This is a genomic window from Rhizobium sp. L51/94 (assembly GCF_019355555.1).
Classification (GTDB): Bacteria; Pseudomonadota; Alphaproteobacteria; order Rhizobiales; family Rhizobiaceae; genus Rhizobium; species Rhizobium rhododendri.
Map to the genome: position 1 here is coordinate 2,159,019 of NZ_CP072141.1, position 12,192 is coordinate 2,171,210.

Genomic DNA, 12,192 nt, shown 5'->3' on the forward strand with positions numbered 1-12,192 from the left:
GCGCCAGATCAACGCGCATTTTTGAAAACTGCGGCATCGATGGGATCCGACCTTTGTATCCATGTCTGCCTCATCTGCGTTGTAGCTTCGACGCCGTGTAACGTAAAAGCAGGAAATCCAATGTCCATCGAATCCTTGTCACCAGTCCGAGCCGGGCGCGCTATGCGATACGACCGATGGACAATAACCCTGCACTGGTTCTCGGCATTGCTGGTCATCGCCCTGTTCGCCTCCGCGATCACCTGGGATTACCTGCCGAGGGGCACGCCGCTTCGCAAATCCCTGCAGTCCCTGCATATTTCGATGGGCATCCTGCTCAGCGTGATCTTCATCGCACGCGTCTTCTGGCGTTCGACGGGTGGCCGCAAGCTTGCCGCGCTGGAAACCGGTATCCAGCGCATCCTGTCGAAGAGTGTCCACCATCTGCTCTACCTCATGCTGGCGGCGCAGATTGTGCTCGGCTATCTCTTCCGCTGGGCGCAGGGCGAGCCGTTCATGTTCTTCGGCCTGTTTTCGATTCCCAATCCTATCGGGGAGAACAAGGAGCTAGGCCACTGGTATTCCTCGATCCACTATTACGTGGGCTGGACGATTATCATCCTTGCATGTGGGCACGCCGTTGCCGCTCTCGCACACCATTACCTGATGCGCGACGGTGTGCTGAGACGGATGCTGCCGGCGCGCGTCTGAGTCTTAAAGGCGGCGTGCACGTTCCAGCAGCGTGACCTCGGAGCCGAGGTAGGAAGTGGTGGTGACCTTTTCGAAACCGAGCTTTTCGGCCACCCGCATGGAAGCACCGTGTTCGGAGGCGATGATGCAGGTCATGCGCTGCTCGGGGAAGCGCTCCTGGCCCCAGGCGATCATCGCCGAGACGGCTTCGGTCGCATAGCCCTTGCCATGAAAGGTGGGGTTCAGCACCCAGCCTGTTTCCAGTGTTCCCGCGATCGACGGTGTCATGTCACGCATTGCCTCCAGGAACCCGGCTTCGCCGACAAACGCGCCGCTTTCTCTTTCTTCGATAGCCCAGAAGCCGAAACCGAGCATCTGCCAACTCCCGGCATAGCGAAGCAGCCGCGCCCAGCTTTGCTCGCGTGAGAACGGCACCGCGCCGATGAAGCGGACCACGGCTGGGTCGGCCCACAGCGCCGTGCAAGCCTCGAGATCGTCGAGCCGGTGCGCCCGCAGGACCAGACGCTCGGTGACCATCACCGGCACATTGCCATCCGCTGCTTCCATGCTCATGCGCCGGGTTCTCCGTCCCAGTAATCCACATTGCTCTCTTCCCGGCCGACGAAGCGGAAGCGCTTCGTCACGGCGTCGCCGACCCGCGTCTTTGCCATGAACTTTCCGGAATCGGGATACTCGCAGATCTCGGTTCTGGCTACCGTCGAGATGGCGACGAAGACGAGGGGCGTGTCGCCCGTATTGATCAGCTGGTGCGCCGTTTCCGGGCCGCCTGCGGGCGCGCCGAGCACATCGCCGGCCTTGACCGTAATACGCCGCGCACCGAACCGGTAGTCGCCCTGCCCGGAGAGGATGATGAACGCCTCGTCCTCGACATGGTGGTTGTGGAACGGGCAGCCGGACTTGCCGGGCGGGACGATGTTGTAACTCATGCCCAGTTGCTTCAGCCCGATTATTGCCCCGAAGGAAGCGTCGCTGCCGCCGTAATATTCGCCCTGTTGCCAGTCTTCCAGCGGCAGCGCGTCGAGGCTGACGGCAACCTTGTCTGTGTCTGTCATTCACAACTCCCTGTGGTGGTACCAGATTATCGGAACCCGGCCAGGGCGGGAAGGGCAGTCTTGCGCGGTTCCGGGCGCTCTATTGCCTGTCTGAGACCGAAAAACACTTGCCAACCGCGATACGGCATGGTTTGACGCCCGCCATGTCAGGCGTTCGCGCCACTCAAGATCCAGGTGCCGTATGTCCAGCTCATCCAATGCTCATATTCTGATTATCGAAGCCCGCTTCTATGACGATATGGCCGATGCGCTTCTCGACGGCGCCAAGCATGCGCTCGAAGAAGCCGGCGCAACCTACGACATCATCACCGTGCCCGGCGCGCTGGAAATTCCGGCGACCATCGCCATGGCGCTTGACGGCGCCGACAATGGCGGCACGGCATATGACGGTTTCGTTGCGCTCGGAATGGTCATTCGCGGCGAGACCTACCATTTCGATATCGTTTCCAACGAGTCGTCGCGCGCATTGATGGATCTGTCCGTCAGCGAGTCGCTCGCCATCGGCAACGGCATTCTCACCGTCGAAAACGACGAACAGGCCTGGAGCCGCGCCCGCCGCAGCGACAAGGACAAGGGTGGCTTTGCCGCCCGCGCCGCCTTGACGATGATTTCCGTCAAGCAGAAGCTGGGTGCCTGAGCGATGAGCAACGAGGAAGTCGAGCGCCCGGTCAAGACCGCCAACCAGCGCGGCGCAGCGCGTCTCGCCGCAGTACAGGCGCTCTACCAGATGGATATCGGCGGCAGCGGCGTGCTCGAGGTCGTTGCCGAATACGAGGCGCATCGCCTCGGACAGGAAGTCGACGGCGAAACCTACCTGAAGGCCGATGCCTCCTGGTTCCGCTCGATCGTATCGGGCGTGGTTCGTGAGCAGACGCATCTCGATCCGCTGATCGGCCAGGCGCTGCAGGACGACTGGGCTTTGTCGCGTCTCGACAGCACGGTGCGTGCCATCCTGCGTGCAGGCACATTCGAGATCGTCGATCGCAAGGATGTACCGGTGGCCGTCATCGTCACCGAATACGTCGAGATCGCCCAGGCATTCTTCGGCGACGACGAGCCCAAGCTCGTCAACGCGGTGCTCGACCGCATCGCCAAGCAAGTCCGGGTCGAGACGAAGAAGTGATTCTCGCCTGAGTCGCCGTAGTAGTTCGAAAATCTACCCCTGCGCGCCGCTTCTTCGTCATCCCATCCGGCTTTTTCAGCCCTGATTTGGCTCGCTTTGCAGGATCTTCGGCACTCCCGTGCATAACGACTGCTGTTTTTGCCACCCATGGCTTTTTGCCTGCCGCCCGTCTTGACGCGCGGTTGTCCCGCACGCAATCTCGCCTTCCGCAAAGGCCGCCATCCTTGGAGGAGGTTGGCGACCGATGCCTTTTGCGGCCGGGGGAGACAAGCGCCGGCTTTTTGGGAGGGAAGATCGAATGCTTATACTTTTTGGCGTCATTGCATGTGGGGTGCTGTCGCTGCTCTACGCGGGATGGGCGACCCGCTCGGTGCTGGCTGCCGACCAGGGCAATGCGCGAATGCAGGAAATTGCCGGCTATATTCGCGAAGGCGCGCAGGCCTATCTGACGCGTCAGTATAAAACCATTGCCATTGTCGGCCTCGTTGTCTTCTTCGCCGCCTGGTGGCTGCTCTCGGGCGAGGCGGCTATCGGCTTCCTCATCGGCGCGGTACTCTCCGGTGCCGCCGGCTTCATCGGCATGCACGTCTCGGTGCGCGCCAATGTCCGCACCGCACAGGCGTCGTCTGTCAGCTTGTCGGCAGGCCTCGATATCGCTTTCAAATCCGGCGCGATCACCGGCATGCTGGTGGCCGGTCTCGCTCTGCTCGGCGTCTCCGTCTACTACGGTGTCCTTACCGGCATTCTCGGTCACGATCCCGGCTCGCGAGATGTCGTCGATGCGCTTGTGGCACTCGGCTTCGGCGCCTCGCTGATCTCGATCTTCGCCCGGCTCGGCGGCGGTATCTTCACCAAGGGCGCCGATGTCGGTGGCGATCTCGTCGGCAAGGTGGAGGCCGGTATTCCGGAAGACGACCCACGCAACCCGGCCACCATTGCCGATAACGTCGGCGACAACGTCGGCGATTGTGCCGGCATGGCGGCCGACCTGTTCGAGACCTATGCCGTCTCCGTCGTCGCCACCATGGTGCTGGCTTCGATCTTCTTTGCAGGCAGCGCCATCCTGCCGGTCGCCATGGTCTATCCGCTGGCCATCTGCGGCACCTGCATCATCACCTCGATCATCGGCACTTTCTTCGTCAAGCTCGGCCCCAACGGCTCGATCATGGGCGCGCTCTACAAAGGGCTTGTTGCCACCGGGCTGCTGTCGATCGCAGGGCTTGCCATCGCGACATCGGCCACCATCGGCTGGGGCTCGATCGGAACAGTCGGCGGCGTCGATGTCTCCGGCCTCAACCTCTTCTACTGCGGTCTCGTCGGTCTGCTTGTTACGGCCCTCATCGTCGTCATCACCGAATACTACACCGCGACAGGCAAGCGCCCGGTGGTCTCCATCGCCCAGGCGTCGGTGACTGGTCACGGAACCAACGTCATCCAGGGACTGGCTGTTTCGCTCGAATCGACGGCGCTGCCGGCCATCGTCATCATCGGCGGCATCGTTGCCACCTACCAGCTCGGTGGCCTTTTCGGCACCGGCATCGCCGTCACGGCAATGCTGGGCCTCGCCGGAATGATCGTCGCGCTCGACGCTTTCGGTCCGGTCACCGACAATGCCGGCGGCATTGCCGAAATGGCCCATCTGCCGCCTGAGGTCCGCAAATCTACCGATGCGCTGGATGCGGTCGGCAATACGACCAAGGCCGTCACCAAGGGCTATGCCATCGGATCTGCCGGCCTCGGCGCCCTCGTGCTGTTTGCCGCCTATTCCAACGACCTGAAATATTTCGCCGCCCATGGCGACCTGTTTCCCTACTTCGCCAACATGGGGGCGATTTCCTTCGATCTCGCCAATCCCTACGTTGTCGCCGGACTGCTCTTCGGCGGCATGATTCCCTACCTGTTCGGCGGCATCGCCATGACAGCGGTCGGCCGCGCCGCCGGTGCCATCGTCGAGGAAGTACGCCGGCAATTTCGCGAAAAGCCCGGCATCATGCTCGGCACCGAGCGCCCGGATTACGGTCGGGCCGTGGATATCCTGACGAAGGCGGCCATCCGCGAGATGATCGTCCCTTCGCTGCTGCCGGTGCTGGCGCCAGTCGTGGTCTATTTCGGAGTGCTGCTGATATCGGGGTCGAAGGCCTCGGCCTTTGCAGCACTTGGCGCCTCGCTGCTCGGCGTCATCATCAACGGCCTGTTCGTCGCCATCTCGATGACGTCGGGCGGCGGCGCATGGGACAATGCCAAGAAGTCGTTCGAGGATGGTTTCGTCGACAAGGATGGCGTGCGGCACATGAAGGGATCGGAGGCACACATGGCCTCTGTGACTGGCGATACCGTCGGCGATCCCTACAAGGATACGGCCGGTCCCGCCGTCAATCCGGCGATCAAGATCACCAACATCGTTGCCCTGCTGCTGCTGGCAGTGCTGGCTCGGTCAGCCTGATACACCAAAAAGCCCGCGGCGCATGAGTGCGTCGCGGGCTTCGTCTTGATTGGTGGGCTTATTGGCCCGGGTTGACGGTGTTCAGCAGGTTCTTGGCGCCATTGGCACCCGTGCCGCTGCCCATCAGGACCTGCTGCAGGAAGGTCATGTCCTTGCCGCCTGTTGGCGTCGTGCGCGAAATCATGTCGAACGGCTTGCCGTCCTTCAGCGAGTAGTTCGCCCGCTGCTTCACGACACCGTCCTTGTCGAAGTAGATCGCCAGGATCGACTGGGCGACCAGGTGCGGCTTCATGAAGGCCACCGGGCGCGTACGCTTCTGGGAGATGTAATAGAACACCTCGCCGTCGAACGTCGCCGTCGTCGATGGCGTGCCCAGCGACAGCAGCACCTGCTCGCGGCTGGAGCCGACCGGCACCAGATCGAGCGACTGCTGGTCGAAGATGTAGCCGCCATTCATGACGTCGCCAGTCTGGCAGCCTGCAATCCCTGCGGTGGCAATCAGCAGGGCGATAGTGGCGCCCCGGATGAAAGTTCTGTCCGACTTGAAATCCCGTCGCGTCAACGACATCTCCCTATCTATCAATCCTGCGGCCGACCGCCCGGAACACTTGCTGCGCACATCATTATGGCGTTTCCGCGATATGCGGAAAATCCGGTGATGGACGAATGGCCCTGAAGCGACTGTCGTGGCACCAGGGCCGGACAGATCGGGCGGTTCCCGCAAGGGCACCAACGGCATTGCAATTCGCGCCTGCTTCGGTAAACCAGCTTTTTGACGGATGCAACAAGGGCCGGCGCCATGCGGCGCGCCGAATGGGCCAATTCTGGGAAATTCGATGATCTTCGGGCTCTTTGCCAAAAAGAATCACAATCGGACGATCGTCGAGCGGCAATATGCTGCCCTGACCGCTGCAGCCCGCCAGCCCGGCTTCTATGCCGCACTGGACGTCCCGGACACGGTGATGGGCCGTTTCGAAATGCTGTCGGCCGTCATGATCCTGTTTTTTCGCCGCACCCGGTCGTCTCGGACCAGCGGCCAGGAGATCGCCCAGGAAATTGTCGATGCATTCTTCCAGGATATCGACTATTCGATCCGGGAACTCGGCGTCGGCGACAACGGCGTGCCAAAGCGGATGAAGAAACTGGCCGGCATGTTCTACGGTCGTCTCGAATCCTACGCTGCGGCGATGGACAGCAACGATCGTGAGGCACTCGCGCAGGCGCTACGCCGCAACATATATCCCGAACCGCGCGACGATGCGCCTGACATGCTGGGATTGGCCGACTGGATGATGTCGGCGGAAAACCATCTGTCGGGCATTTCGGAAGCGGAAATTGCCACAGGCTCGGCGTCACTGCCGGTGCCGGCATAGGAGGCAAAGATGAAGAATAAGACGGCGACAGCCGAAAACCCGTTTTCCTACAACGTCAAGGTTGGGCATATTTCGCTCAATCCGATCGAGGTGCGTCTCGAAGCCGACGAGGCTGAACGTATGGGCCTGGCTGCTCTGTGGAATGTCGTCTCGGTCGACGATCTCAAGGCCGAGTTGAAGATCTCCCGCTGGAAGCGCGATGGCGTCAGGGTGAGGGGTACAGTCAAGGCGCGGATCGTGCAGGAGTGCGTCGTTTCGCTCGACCCGGTCGCCTCCGAGATCGACGAGGAGTTCGACCAGCTGTTCGTTCCCGAGGGATCCAAGCTCGCCCGCGTGCCGGTTCAGCCCTCCGGCGAACTGGTGCTCAACCCAGACGGTGACGACCTGCCCGAGACCTTTGTCGGCGATGTCATCGATGCCGGCTCTATCGTCACGGAATTTGCCGCAATGGGCATCGAACCCTATCCGCGCAAGCCCGGTCTGGACTTCGAGGACCATATCGAGGATACCGCCGACAATGACGTCAAACCGTCAGCATTTGCTGCTCTAAAGAACTGGAAGAAGGAATAGGCTTCCGCAGCCCCTTCGGCACAATTCAGTTGTAAGGCAAATGAAAAACGGTATTTTGGCCGAAATTTCGCCAAATGTGGCGGAAAAAAAGGATCAGTCAGGCGTGATCAGAATTTCTCTCGACCTTATGGGTGGCGACTTCGGCCCTGGAGTTGTCATCCCCGGTGCTGCCAAGGCGCTGGAAAGGCACCCGGAAATCTCCTTCCTGCTCTATGGCCGGAAAGACCTTTGCCAACCGCTGATCGACAAGTTTCCCAAGCTCAAGGCAAAGTCCGTATTCTACGATTGCGAAGTCGCAGTCGCCATGGACGAGAAGCCCAGTCAGGCGCTGCGTCGCGGTCGCAATGTCTCGAGCATGTGGCGCTCGATCGAAGCGGTGAAACTCGGCGAGGCCGACGTTATCGTGTCTGCCGGCAACACCGGCGCGCTGATGGCGATGTCGAAGTTCTGCCTGCGCACCATGGCCAATATCGAACGGCCCGCCATTGCTGCGATCTGGCCGACGCTGCGCGGCGAGAGCATCGTGCTCGACGTCGGCGCCACCATCGGTGCCGATTCGCAGCAGTTACTGGATTTTGCCCTGATGGGCGGCGCCATGGCGCGGGCGCTGTTCGAGGTGGAGCGACCGACGGTCGGGCTGCTGAACGTCGGTGTCGAGGAGATGAAGGGACAGGAAGAGGTCAAGGATGCCGGCCGCCTGATCCGCGAGGCCAATCTCGAATCGCTGGAATATTTCGGCTTCGTCGAAGGCGATGACATCGGCAAGGGCACCGTCGACGTCGTTGTGACCGAGGGCTTTTCCGGCAACATCGCCCTGAAGACGGCGGAAGGAACAGCCAAGCAAATCGCCGGCTATTTGCGCTCGGCGATGAACCGGACCCTGATGGCCCGCATCGGCTATCTTTTCGCCAAGGGTGCTTTCGACATGCTGCGTGAAAAGCTCGATCCAAGCAAGGTCAATGGCGGCGTGTTCCTAGGCCTCAACGGCATCGTCATCAAGAGCCATGGCGGCGCCACCGCCGACGCCTTTGCAGCGGCCATCGACGTCGGCTACGATATGGCCAAAAACGGCCTCACTCAGAAAATAGAAAACGATCTCAAGAGATATCATGCCATGCGTCTGCCGCCCATCGGGCCGGAAGCTGTCATGAGCGACGAGGTATAATCAGCATGATCCGTTCAGTAGTCCGCGGCTTCGGGGCAGCGCTTCCGAAGCGCGTGATGACCAATCGCGAAATGGAAACCGTCGTCGATACGTCCGATGACTGGATTGTACAGCGCACCGGCATCCGCCAGCGATACATCGCCGGAGATGGCGAGACCACCGCATCGCTCGGCGAAGCCGCTGCCCGTGCTGCGCTCGACAATGCCGGCCTGACGGTCGCTGACATCGACCTGATCATCCTTGCAACCTCGACGCCGGACAACACCTTTCCAGCGACTGCGGTCAATATCCAGAACCGTCTGGGCATGCACCACGGCTTCGCGTTCGACCTTCAGGCGGTCTGCAGCGGTTTCGTCTATGCTGTCACCACTGCCGATGCCTACATCCGCGGCGGCCTTGCCAACCGTGTGCTGGTGATCGGTGCAGAGACCTTCTCGCGCATCCTCGACTGGAACGACCGCACCACCTGCGTGCTGTTCGGAGACGGGGCAGGCGCGCTGATTCTGGAGAAGGCTGAAGGCGAGGGCACTGTTGCCGATCGCGGCGTGCTGACCGCCAGCCTGCGCTCCGATGGGTCACACAAGGACAAGCTCTTCGTCGACGGCGGGCCATCCTCGACGGGCTCCGTCGGCAAGCTGCGCATGGAAGGCCGCGAAGTCTTCAAATATGCGGTCGGCATGATCACTGACGTCATTGTTGCCGCTTTCGAGGCGACAGGGACCACCGCCGACGATCTCGACTGGCTGGTCCCGCACCAGGCCAACCGCCGCATCATCGACGGTTCCGCGAGGAAGCTCGGCATTCCGCCGGAGAAGGTCGTCATCACCGTCGATCTTCACGGTAATACTTCGGCGGCCTCCATTCCGCTGGCGCTTGCGACTGCGGCCGGAGACGGGCGGATCAAGAAGGGCGATCTGGTGATGCTGGAAGCCATGGGCGGCGGGTTTACCTGGGGTGCGGTGTTGCTGCGCTGGTAGCTGCCAAACCCAAATTCCGATTCCGAACAAGAGCTTGACCGTTCGGCGCAAGGGCAATACTCTCTCGCGGCGACCACAATTCCAGAACACGATGGGCGGGGAACCATGACCGGTAAGACAGTCACGCGGGCAGACTTGGCAGAGTCGGTGTTCCGGAAGGTCGGCCTGTCCCGTACCGAATCCGCGGAACTGGTCGAAACCGTGATCGACGAGATCTGCAACGCCATTGTGCGGGGCGAAATCGTCAAGCTTTCGTCGTTTGCGACGTTCCAGGTGCGCGACAAGAACGAGCGCATCGGCCGCAATCCGAAGACGGGCGAGGAAGTGCCGATATCGCCGCGCCGGGTGATGACATTCAAGGCATCCAACGTGCTGAAGACCCGCATCCTGAAGGCCCATACGAGCCGCAAGACCAAGGTCAAGCCCGCGGCGCCCGTGGCCTGAACGGGCTAACCGCCTTGCAGCGGGCAACTTCGACCAATTTTCCAACACATATTTTTGCATAATGCTGGTGTTCACTGTGTAACACCCGCAGACTGCACTTGAAATGCGTGTCGCAAACCTTTGAAATATAGCGATTCGTTACCAGATGGCGAGAATGGTCGTGCAGGGAGAGTGACGTTGGACAAAAGCCCGGATGCTTTCCGCACCATCAGCGAAGTCGCTGACGATCTCGATCTCCCCCAGCACGTTCTTCGCTTCTGGGAAACCCGCTTCCTGCAGATCAAGCCGATGAAGCGGGGCGGCGGCCGCCGCTATTACCGGCCGGAAGACGTCGATCTGCTAAAGGGCATCCGCCATCTTCTCTACGACCACGGCTACACGATCAAGGGCGTCCAAAAGCTTCTGAAGACGAATGGCAACAAGTTCGTTATCGCGGTCGGCAGTGGCGACCTTGCCAGCGTCGAGGCGCTTGCTGCTGCGGTACAAGAGCCGGCTCCGTCCGAACCACGCGTGAGCACCGCCGAGGAAGACCAGATTGTCGGCCGCGCCAAGACTCCGACCAGCCGTCGGTTCTTCAATTTCGGAGGCGGCGAAGAGGGCGCTCCGGAGATTTCACTGGGCGGGTCGACTGTGGGCAAGGAAGATCGCGCGCTGTTGCAGGAAGCGCTTTACGATCTGCTGGAATGCAAGCGTCTCCTCGATCAGGTTCGCTGACCGGAGGCCTCAGCCGATGTTGAGGCTGGTAAGGGCGGCTTCCAGCTGGTGTAGCTGGTAGGGCTTGTTGAGCAGCTGACGACCGCTGCCCTCCATGCCCTCGGGCAGGACGCCGTAGCCGGTGGCAAAGATATAGGGCTTGTTCTTCTCATCGAGCAGACGTGCAACCGGCAGCGAGCTCTTGCCTGCCAGAGACACGTCGAGAATAGCTGCATCGAACGCGCCACCCTCCGCCATTTCAAGCGCGTCTTCCAAATCCGCTGCCGTACCGGCAACCGCGTAGTCGAGTTCCGAAAGCATATCTTCCAAAAGCATGGCGATCAGCGCATCGTCTTCTACGACCAGAATTCTGCGGTGTGTCACGAATATGTGTTCCCCTGTTCAACCCTACCAGCAGCTTATTTGGCTTGAAACGACGGGGTGTCAAGGTCCGTTAGCGGACCGTCTGCTTTTTCGGCGCCAGACATCTATGTCATGTAGCGGAGCTATGCCCCGCGTAGAGGGAAATGCTGAGCCGGAATACCGCCTCGAAAACAAAACGGACGCCTTAGGCGCCCGTTGCAAACTGTCGCGGATTTCACTCTACCGGAAAACCGGGCGCCGCTGGGCGTTCATCAGCAGTTCGTGTTCGAGCGCGAAGGGCCCTAGAAGCGCCAACAACTTGTCTTCCTCAGTCTTGTCCAGCCGGTAGCGCCGGGCAAATTCGGGAACGCTCCACACGCGCCTGTTGGCAGCGTTCTCGATTGTCTTGCTGTCGATATAAGTGCTCATGGTATCAGTCCTCCTGTAGCCCACCTCGCTAACGTCGAATCCTGGGGAATGTTCCTGAGGGGAGGCGACGAATTCCCGTTGCCGCCGGGCTTGCACCCCGTGGAGGCCTATGGCATCCGTGGACCATGACACTGGAAACTGTAAGACGCTTTTTCGAAGCCAATGCGCCAGACCTGACGATTATCGAAACGGTTGAAAGCTCCGCTACCGTTGCCATGGCCGCTGCTGCTCACGGCGTGGAACCTGGCCAGATCGCCAAGACGATTTGCCTGAGGGTCGGCGACAAGGTCATCCTTGTCGTCATGAGCGGTACTGCGAGGCTGGACAACAAGAAGAGCCGCGAGGCGCTCGGCGCCAAGCCCCGGATGCTGGATTTGGAAGATGTGGCAACACTGACGGGACATCCCGTCGGTGGCGTCTGCCCGTTCGGTCTCGCAACGGACTTGCCCATTTACTGCGATGTATCGTTGCAGGCCTACGCGGAAGTTCTTCCGGCGGCCGGGGCGACAAACTCGGCAGTGAGATTGTCGCCGCAGAGAATGGTAGATCTCACCGGTGCTCAGTGGGTCGACGTCTGCCAGTAATTTGGTTGTTGCCTACTTAGCGCCAGAAGCGCTGGCGGCTGTTAACGCCGGAAGAGTGTCCGAGCGCGTAGCCGAGACCGAATGCGATGGCACCGATGGTCACCAGCAGCGCAGTCGCTGTGTGCGGGTGTTCGGCCGCCGCTGCTGATACGGCACTTGCCTCGTCCTTCAGGCCAGAAACGACAGCCTTTGCCTTTTCGGCGACGCTGTCGGAAGGCTCTATGGGCGTGCCGGTAAAGCCGGCGTGGAGGTCTTCGTCGTTCTTTGCCATCTTCTTCTCCTATGT

17 protein-coding genes are annotated in these 12,192 nt (G+C 60.9%); 11 read left to right on the forward strand and 6 right to left on the reverse strand.

Annotated features, from left to right (window positions below):
* The first annotated feature begins 120 nt into the window (after positions 1–120).
* Positions 121–690, forward strand: a complete 570-nt coding sequence (locus J5274_RS10575; protein WP_142829576.1) for a cytochrome b — start codon at positions 121–123, stop codon at positions 688–690.
* A gap of 3 nt (positions 691–693) precedes the next feature.
* Here the strand turns inward: J5274_RS10575 and J5274_RS10580 are convergent, their stop codons facing one another.
* Together J5274_RS10580 and J5274_RS10585 are read right to left on the reverse strand one after the other, a co-directional pair.
* Positions 694–1,242, reverse strand: a complete 549-nt coding sequence (locus J5274_RS10580; protein ID WP_224128265.1) for a GNAT family N-acetyltransferase — start codon at positions 1,240–1,242, stop codon at positions 694–696.
* Complete coding sequence (locus J5274_RS10585; RefSeq protein ID WP_142829574.1) at positions 1,239–1,742, reverse strand: cupin domain-containing protein; 504 nt, start codon at positions 1,740–1,742, stop codon at positions 1,239–1,241. Before J5274_RS10585 ends, J5274_RS10580 begins: the two co-directional genes overlap by 4 nt.
* A 181-nt stretch (positions 1,743–1,923) precedes the next feature.
* Between J5274_RS10585 and ribH the strand changes: the two genes are divergently transcribed.
* The 3 genes from ribH to J5274_RS10600 all read left to right on the forward strand — a co-directional run bounded on the left by ribH (position 1,924) and on the right by J5274_RS10600 (position 5,308).
* The gene (gene ribH / locus J5274_RS10590; protein WP_142829572.1) at positions 1,924–2,379 is read left to right on the forward strand and encodes a 6,7-dimethyl-8-ribityllumazine synthase; all 456 of its coding nucleotides are present in this window, start codon (positions 1,924–1,926) and stop codon (positions 2,377–2,379) included.
* A 3-nt stretch (positions 2,380–2,382) separates the two neighbouring features.
* Positions 2,383–2,865 (forward strand): transcription antitermination factor NusB, encoded by a 483-nt coding sequence (nusB, locus tag J5274_RS10595; RefSeq protein ID WP_111220519.1) that lies wholly within the window; start codon positions 2,383–2,385, stop codon positions 2,863–2,865.
* Positions 2,866–3,163: 298 nt separating this feature from the next.
* Positions 3,164–5,308 (forward strand): sodium-translocating pyrophosphatase, encoded by a 2,145-nt coding sequence (locus J5274_RS10600; RefSeq protein ID WP_142829570.1) that lies wholly within the window; start codon positions 3,164–3,166, stop codon positions 5,306–5,308.
* A 58-nt stretch (positions 5,309–5,366) separates the two neighbouring features.
* Here the strand turns inward: J5274_RS10600 and J5274_RS10605 are convergent, their stop codons facing one another.
* Positions 5,367–5,876: an outer membrane protein assembly factor BamE gene (locus J5274_RS10605; protein WP_142829569.1), complete on the reverse strand. Its 510-nt coding sequence runs from the start codon at positions 5,874–5,876 to the stop codon at positions 5,367–5,369.
* A gap of 211 nt (positions 5,877–6,087) precedes the next feature.
* Between J5274_RS10605 and J5274_RS10610 the strand changes: the two genes are divergently transcribed.
* From J5274_RS10610 to J5274_RS10635, 6 genes are all read left to right on the forward strand, one after another.
* Positions 6,088–6,681: a ubiquinol-cytochrome C chaperone family protein gene (locus tag J5274_RS10610; protein ID WP_202617154.1), complete on the forward strand. Its 594-nt coding sequence runs from the start codon at positions 6,088–6,090 to the stop codon at positions 6,679–6,681.
* 9 nt (positions 6,682–6,690) lie between these two features.
* The gene (locus tag J5274_RS10615; RefSeq protein WP_111220523.1) at positions 6,691–7,251 is read left to right on the forward strand and encodes a DUF177 domain-containing protein; all 561 of its coding nucleotides are present in this window, start codon (positions 6,691–6,693) and stop codon (positions 7,249–7,251) included.
* A 103-nt stretch (positions 7,252–7,354) separates the two neighbouring features.
* Positions 7,355–8,416 carry a phosphate acyltransferase PlsX gene (plsX, locus tag J5274_RS10620; RefSeq protein ID WP_142829565.1) on the forward strand — a complete coding sequence of 354 codons (1,062 nt, stop codon included), beginning with the start codon at positions 7,355–7,357 and terminating at the stop codon, positions 8,414–8,416.
* Between the two features lie 5 nt (positions 8,417–8,421).
* Entirely contained in the window at positions 8,422–9,393 is a 972-nt protein-coding gene (locus J5274_RS10625; protein WP_142829563.1) for a beta-ketoacyl-ACP synthase III, read from the forward strand.
* 105 nt (positions 9,394–9,498) lie between these two features.
* On the forward strand, positions 9,499–9,837 hold the full coding sequence (locus J5274_RS10630; RefSeq protein ID WP_111220525.1) for an integration host factor subunit alpha: 339 nt from the start codon (positions 9,499–9,501) through the stop codon (positions 9,835–9,837).
* 171 nt (positions 9,838–10,008) lie between these two features.
* Complete coding sequence (locus J5274_RS10635) at positions 10,009–10,551, forward strand: MerR family transcriptional regulator (RefSeq protein ID WP_142829561.1); 543 nt, start codon at positions 10,009–10,011, stop codon at positions 10,549–10,551.
* A 9-nt stretch (positions 10,552–10,560) separates the two neighbouring features.
* Here the strand turns inward: J5274_RS10635 and J5274_RS10640 are convergent, their stop codons facing one another.
* Both J5274_RS10640 and J5274_RS10645 read right to left on the reverse strand, forming a co-directional pair.
* On the reverse strand, positions 10,561–10,914 hold the full coding sequence (locus tag J5274_RS10640) for a response regulator (protein WP_374113719.1): 354 nt from the start codon (positions 10,912–10,914) through the stop codon (positions 10,561–10,563).
* 219 nt (positions 10,915–11,133) lie between these two features.
* Positions 11,134–11,322, reverse strand: a complete 189-nt coding sequence (locus tag J5274_RS10645; protein WP_142829557.1) for a hypothetical protein — start codon at positions 11,320–11,322, stop codon at positions 11,134–11,136.
* 125 nt (positions 11,323–11,447) lie between these two features.
* On the opposite strand from J5274_RS10645, the gene J5274_RS10650 reads away from it, so the two are divergent.
* Entirely contained in the window at positions 11,448–11,906 is a 459-nt protein-coding gene (locus J5274_RS10650) for a YbaK/EbsC family protein (protein ID WP_142829555.1), read from the forward strand.
* Positions 11,907–11,922: 16 nt separating this feature from the next.
* On the opposite strand, the gene J5274_RS10655 is transcribed toward J5274_RS10650, so the two are convergent.
* Positions 11,923–12,177: a hypothetical protein gene (locus J5274_RS10655; protein WP_142829553.1), complete on the reverse strand. Its 255-nt coding sequence runs from the start codon at positions 12,175–12,177 to the stop codon at positions 11,923–11,925.
* Positions 12,178–12,192 lie beyond the last annotated feature (15 nt).

Coding starts and splice junctions, on each gene's coding strand:
- J5274_RS10610 (WP_202617154.1), top strand. CDS start 6,088: ATGCAACAAGGGCCGGCGCCATGCGGCGCGCCGAATGGGCCAATTCTG.
- J5274_RS10645 (WP_142829557.1), bottom strand. CDS start 11,322: ATGAGCACTTATATCGACAGCAAGACAATCGAGAACGCTGCCAACAGG.
- J5274_RS10650 (WP_142829555.1), top strand. CDS start 11,448: ATGACACTGGAAACTGTAAGACGCTTTTTCGAAGCCAATGCGCCAGAC.
- J5274_RS10600 (WP_142829570.1), top strand. CDS start 3,164: ATGCTTATACTTTTTGGCGTCATTGCATGTGGGGTGCTGTCGCTGCTC.
- J5274_RS10580 (WP_224128265.1), bottom strand. CDS start 1,242: ATGAGCATGGAAGCAGCGGATGGCAATGTGCCGGTGATGGTCACCGAG.
- J5274_RS10575 (WP_142829576.1), top strand. CDS start 121: ATGTCCATCGAATCCTTGTCACCAGTCCGAGCCGGGCGCGCTATGCGA.
- nusB (WP_111220519.1), top strand. CDS start 2,383: ATGAGCAACGAGGAAGTCGAGCGCCCGGTCAAGACCGCCAACCAGCGC.
- J5274_RS10585 (WP_142829574.1), bottom strand. CDS start 1,742: ATGACAGACACAGACAAGGTTGCCGTCAGCCTCGACGCGCTGCCGCTG.
- J5274_RS10630 (WP_111220525.1), top strand. CDS start 9,499: ATGACCGGTAAGACAGTCACGCGGGCAGACTTGGCAGAGTCGGTGTTC.
- J5274_RS10615 (WP_111220523.1), top strand. CDS start 6,691: ATGAAGAATAAGACGGCGACAGCCGAAAACCCGTTTTCCTACAACGTC.
- J5274_RS10605 (WP_142829569.1), bottom strand. CDS start 5,876: ATGTCGTTGACGCGACGGGATTTCAAGTCGGACAGAACTTTCATCCGG.
- J5274_RS10655 (WP_142829553.1), bottom strand. CDS start 12,177: ATGGCAAAGAACGACGAAGACCTCCACGCCGGCTTTACCGGCACGCCC.
- J5274_RS10625 (WP_142829563.1), top strand. CDS start 8,422: ATGATCCGTTCAGTAGTCCGCGGCTTCGGGGCAGCGCTTCCGAAGCGC.
- ribH (WP_142829572.1), top strand. CDS start 1,924: ATGTCCAGCTCATCCAATGCTCATATTCTGATTATCGAAGCCCGCTTC.